Origin of the sequence: Streptomyces sp. WELS2, from assembly GCF_013870595.1 — a bacterium.
GTDB lineage: Bacteria > Actinomycetota > Actinomycetes > Streptomycetales > Streptomycetaceae > Streptomyces.
In genome coordinates this window covers 1-5056 of sequence record NZ_JACBWZ010000458.1, presented here as the reverse complement: position 1 = coordinate 5056, position 5056 = coordinate 1, and the positions used below count along the sequence as shown (strand labels likewise).

At 73.6% G+C, this 5056-nt stretch carries 5 protein-coding genes; 3 read left to right on the top strand and 2 right to left on the bottom strand.

Annotated elements, in window-relative coordinates; translation table 11 throughout:
- Positions 1-229 precede the first annotated feature (229 nt).
- The gene (locus H5J33_RS23130; protein WP_181796825.1) at positions 230-1126 is read left to right on the top strand and encodes an NAD(P)-dependent oxidoreductase; all 897 of its coding nucleotides are present in this window, start codon (positions 230-232) and stop codon (positions 1124-1126) included.
- Positions 1127-1155: 29 nt separating this feature from the next.
- Here H5J33_RS23130 and H5J33_RS23125 read toward each other — a convergent pair whose 3' ends face one another.
- Together H5J33_RS23125 and H5J33_RS37720 are read right to left on the bottom strand one after the other, a co-directional pair.
- Complete coding sequence (locus H5J33_RS23125) at positions 1156-1851, bottom strand: hypothetical protein (RefSeq protein WP_181796824.1); 696 nt, start codon at positions 1849-1851, stop codon at positions 1156-1158.
- A gap of 84 nt (positions 1852-1935) precedes the next feature.
- Positions 1936-2064: a hypothetical protein gene (locus H5J33_RS37720; RefSeq protein WP_258565324.1), complete on the bottom strand. Its 129-nt coding sequence runs from the start codon at positions 2062-2064 to the stop codon at positions 1936-1938.
- Positions 2065-2435: 371 nt separating this feature from the next.
- On the opposite strand from H5J33_RS37720, the gene H5J33_RS23120 reads away from it, so the two are divergent.
- Entirely contained in the window at positions 2436-3176 is a 741-nt protein-coding gene (locus H5J33_RS23120) for a VCBS repeat-containing protein (RefSeq protein ID WP_181796823.1), read from the top strand.
- A gap of 520 nt (positions 3177-3696) precedes the next feature.
- Entirely contained in the window at positions 3697-4932 is a 1236-nt protein-coding gene (locus H5J33_RS23115; protein WP_181796822.1) for a glycoside hydrolase family 88 protein, read from the top strand.
- The last annotated feature ends 124 nt before the right edge of the window (positions 4933-5056 follow it).

The following is a 5056-nucleotide window of genomic DNA, read 5'->3' as shown; positions in this document are numbered from 1 at the left end:
CCGTCAGCCCACGGGGACGGCAACGGTCCGCACTCCGGGGCTCGACGCGGGTGGGGCACGGGCCACCGCGCGCGAGCCGTGGGCGGACATGACGCCGAGCGGAGCGGGTGGCGTGCGAGGGTGTGCGGTCGGCTGGTGGAAGATCGGTTCCGTGGGCGGAGCCGTGCCCCCGACCGGGAAGCGGGCCCGCCGACGGCCGAATCACCTTTGTGCAAAGGAAGTCGACGTTATGGCAGACACCCTCACCGTGACCGTCCTGGGCACCGGAATCATGGGGGCCGCGATGGCCCGGAACCTGGCGCGCGCCGGACACACCGTGCGGGCCTGGAACCGTACCCGCGCCAAGGCCGAACCGCTCACCGCCGACGGCGTGCTGGTCACCGGCACGCCCGCGGAGGCCGTCGAGGGCGCCGGTGTCGTGCTGACCATGCTCTACGACGGCCCGGCCGCCCTGGACGTCATGCGCGAGGCCGCCCCCGCACTGCGCCCAGGCGCCGCCTGGGCGCAGTGCACCACCGCCGGCACCGAGGCCATCGCCGACCTGGCGGCCTTCGCCGGCGAGCACGGCCTGGTGTTCTTCGACGCGCCGGTACTGGGCACCCGTCAGCCGGCCGAGGCCGGACAGCTCCTCGTCCTCGCCGCGGGCCCGGCCGGACACCGGTCCGTGGTCGCCCCGGTGTTCGACGCGATCGGCAGCCGTACCGTGTGGACCGGCGAGGACGGCACCGCCGGCACCGCGACCCGGCTGAAGCTGGTCGCCAACAGCTGGGTCGTCGCGGCCACCACCGCCACCGGCGAGACACTGGCCCTGGCCAAGGCGCTCGGCGTGGACCCGCAGGACTTCTTCGACGCCATCGCCGGCGGCCCGCTCGACATGGGCTACCTGCGCGCCAAGGCCCGGCTCATCCTGGACGGGCAACTGACGCCCGCTCAGTTCGCGGTGGCCACGGCCGCCAAGGACGCCCGGCTCATCGTCCGGGCGGGCGAGGAGCACGGGGTGCGTCTGGACGTGGCCGCCGCGAGCGCCGCGCGTCTGGAGCGCGCCGCCGCGCAGGGCCACGCCGACGAGGACATGGCCGCCGCCTACTTCGCCTCCTTCGGCGAAGCCGAGGCGCCGTCCGCCTGAGCGAGGGCCCCGCGGGAGGCGGCCCGGTCTCACTGGGCGGGGTCGGCGCCTTCCGCCTTCTCGGCCGTCTCCGGCGCCGGTTCGGCGGCCACGGTGTAGAAGACGGACGATCCCTGCTTGCTGCGGTGCGCGCCGTTGCGGGCCACGAGGTTCTCCAGGGTGGTGCGCACGACCTTCGTCTGCACCGCCCGCTCGGGGTACGCGCGGCCCAGCGCCTCGGCGACCTCGGCGGCGGAGCGCGGCTCGTTCTGCTCGGTCAGGTACCGGCGGACCAGCTCGACGAGCGTCGGCTGCGCGGACTGCTCCGGTTTTGCGGCCTGCGCGGACTGGGCGGCCTCCGCGGGCTTCGCGGACTGTGCGGGCTGTGCCGGCTTCGCGGGGGCCTCCTTGGCCGCCGACTTCCGGGCCGCCGGTTTCCGGGCCGCCGGCTTCTTGGCGGCCGCCTTCTTCTGCCCCGGCTTCTTGGCGTCGGGGCGTCGGGCGTCACCGCTCTTCCCGCGCGGCGCGGGCACGACCGCGGCGGCGGCCGGCGCCGTGATGCCGAGCGCCTGCTGCATGTTCTGCAGAATGGCGTGGTCGTGCTGGAGTGCGGCCAACCGCTCCTGCAACGCGGCGATTTCCGCGGTGACGCGGTCCTGTTCCTTGACGTTCTCTTCTAGGTCCTTGGTCACCTGGCTGACGTACTGAGAGGCCAATTCGGTGACGGGCCCAGCGGTTTCCGGCATATCTACCTCCGCTTGTGGTGCGACACCTGGATGATACGGGTGAGTTAACCCGTTCTCACCTTTCGTGACACACAGACACGGTGGTCAGCCCTGGGCCAGGGCCGTGACCTCGGCCGGGGTGAGTGTCCGGCCGTGGACCCGCAAGTCGTCCACGACACCCTCGAAACACGCGGTCCACCCGTTCCCGGTGGCGTCCGCCGCGGTGTCCCCCAAGGTCTCGTCGAAAGGGGTGCCCTGCGGTGAACTCCGCTTCGGAATAAGGGACTTGACCGGGTAAGCCGGTAGAGGTCGTCAGACTGGCGGCCGACCCGGGCCGGGATCGGCCGACTGCCCCCGCCGGACGGTCCGGCATGCGTGTAGACGGTGTCGGCGAGCTCGGCGTGTGTCTCCATGCCGGTGCCGTGGCCGCAGGAGAAGGTGCCGTATCCGGTGGAGTAGGTGTTCGGGCGCACCGAATGGTGTGCGACACGCTGCGCGGGGGTCTACGCCAGAGGACGCGTCCGTGATGTCGATGGTGCCGGGGGAGAGGGTCCGTGTGCCTCGACTTCCGGCCCCGGTAACCCTCGTGGCTAGGATGCCTGTTCATGGCAGCGCGCGGACACACCGGTACTCCCCGGCCGGGGCGCCGTACCCGCGTGGCCGTGGTCCTTGCCGGTCTGCTGCTGTGCTCCGGGTGCGAGGACTCCCTGGGGAAGCCCCCGCCGCGTCCGGCCGGGCCCTCCGCCGTCGCCGCGTGCCTGACCGGGTCCGGGGACCTGATCGCCGACGTGGACGACGACGGCCGCCCGGACCGGATAACCGACCCGTCCCACCACGGTGCCCGCCTGACCGTCACCTTCGGCACCGGCCCGGGCCGCGAACGGACCGTACCGGCGCGGGGACTGGCCGACCGCCCGGGGAACCGGCAACAGTATGTGCGCGCCGCCGTCGCGGACTTCGACCAGGACGGCTGGAGCGACCTGGCCGTGGTCGCCGGGCGCGCCCAGGCCGGCGACGACCCCGTTCCGCCCCGCGTGGCCGAACTGCGCCTCGGTCCCTTCTCCGGCACCGGCCGCAGCCGGCGCACGGTACGGCTCGACCTGGGCGCCACGCAGGACATCGCGGTGGCCGACTACAACCACGACCGGTATCCCGACCTGGTGGCCTACACCTACGCGGGCGACGGGGTGTATGTGTTCGAGGCCCGGCTCGGCGACCCGCGCACCGGACTCGGGTCCGGCGGCCGTGCCTACGTCACGGACGCCGGGGCCACCGGCCACCACCCACCGGCCCGCCTCCCGCACGCGGGCCTGACGCCGTTCTATCCGGGGTGCGGGGCGAGATGACCCGCCCGCAACTCATGGGGACTCACCGGGACCTCACCCGAGGACGAGCGGAAGTCTCCCGGCCCACCGGTCGCCGGCCCAGGTACCCCTGGGAAGCCGGGTGCCTTTGCCGGGGCTGCGCCTTCGACGACGTACGGCATGCCCGTGACGTACTGGACGGCGTCCTGCGGCGGCTGCCTCCCGCCCCGTGGGCCGAACTGGGGCGCCGGGTGCGGGCGTTGGACGCCGAGCATCTCGCGCGCACCCTGCCGGACCCGTTCGCCGCCCGGCGGCAGTGGCGCGCGGACCTGTGGTGGCGGCGCCGACCGGCCGAGGGGAGCGAGGGAGGGTGAGTGGTGGCGGCGCGCGGCGGCGCCCGGTCACCACACCGTCGGGGTCGCCGCCCGGTGCTGCCACTTGAGCGGGTGTGGACAAGTGACGTTCACATGAATGAACTTCACTCACGTGGGTGTACATGCCATGTGCGCGTGTGCCAAGCTCAGCCGACTTCCTTCGAACACGGCGGAGTGGGAGGGCGGGCATGAGCGTTTCCCGGCGTGCGCTGCTGGTCACGGCGGCCGGTGCGGCGGCCGTGGGGCCGGTCGCGGAGGCATCGGCGGCACCCGCGGCGGCCGGACGGGCTGAGACGGGCGCGGCCTCGCGGACGCTGAGCGCGGCGGCGGACTACGCGGTGGCCAAGATCCGTGCCGTGGCGCCCCGCGTCACCGGCTTCCCGGTCGGCACCAGGTTCGAGAAGTGGACGTACTCGCGCGGCGGGGACTGGGTGGGCGGTTTCTGGCCCGGGACGCTGTGGATGGCGTACCTGTACAGCGGGGACGACACCTTCCGCGCCCGGGCGGTCGAGTCGGCCCGGAACCTGGCCCCCCGCCAGAGCGACACGACCACCCACGACCTCGGGTTCCTGTTCTACCCCTCCTGGGTCACCGCCTGGCGCCTGACCGGCGACGAGGAGTGGCGCACCGGCGCGATACGCGCGGCGGACTCCCTGATCCGGCGCTACAACCCGCGCGGCGGGTTCATCCGGGCGTGGGGCGCGCTGAACGACACCGCCAACGCCGGCCGCACCATCGTCGACACGATGATGAACCTGGACCTGCTGGCGTTCGCGAGCCGGCAGACCGGTGACCCCGCCTACCTGGACATCGCGGTGGCGCACGCGAAGACCGCCCGGCGCGTCTTCCTCCGCCCGGACGGCTCGACCCCGCACGCCTTCGACTTCGACCCGGACACCGGCGCCCCCCTCGGCCCCGCCACGGTGCAGGGCTACGACGCCTCCTCCTGCTGGTCGCGCGGACAGGCGTGGGGCATCTACGGGTTCACCACCATGTACCGCAGGACCGGCGACACCGGGTTCCGGGACGCGGCGCGCAGACTCGCGGACTACGCCATCGGGGTGCTGACCCCGGACCACGTTCCCGTCTGGGACTACCGCGCGCCGCAGCAGCCGTACGACATCAAGGACGCCTCCGCCGGGGCGATCACGGCGTGCGGTCTGCTGGACCTGCACGCGGCGACCGGCCGGCGCGCCTACCGGGACGTGGCGCTGCGGATCCTCACCGCGCTCGCGGAGACGTGTCTGACCAGGAACTCGGCCCGGGCGGAGGCGGTCGTGGCCCGCTGCACCCGCAACCGCCCGGGGGAGGACGGCATCGAGATCTCGCTGCCCTACGCCGACTACTACTTCCTCGAAGGCATCCTGCGGGTGCTCCGCCCCGGGGACGTGGACCGGGCGATCGACCTGTCACAGCCGTCCTAGCGGTTCCCGCCGTCCGGCGTCCGCCGTCCGGCGTCGGGGCCGAAGTGCCGGCCGGCCAAGTCCCGGTCGGCCTCACCGGTCCCGGCCCGTCCCGGTCCGCCTCACCGGTCGTGGCCCGTCCCGT

Bases quoted from the DNA above. Each gene is read 5' to 3' on its own strand.
- H5J33_RS23130 (WP_181796825.1), top strand. From the start codon at position 230: ATGGCAGACACCCTCACCGTGACCGTCCTGGGCACCGGAATCATGGGG.
- H5J33_RS23125 (WP_181796824.1), bottom strand. From the start codon at position 1,851: ATGCCGGAAACCGCTGGGCCCGTCACCGAATTGGCCTCTCAGTACGTC.
- H5J33_RS23120 (WP_181796823.1), top strand. From the start codon at position 2,436: ATGGCAGCGCGCGGACACACCGGTACTCCCCGGCCGGGGCGCCGTACC.
- H5J33_RS23115 (WP_181796822.1), top strand. From the start codon at position 3,697: ATGAGCGTTTCCCGGCGTGCGCTGCTGGTCACGGCGGCCGGTGCGGCG.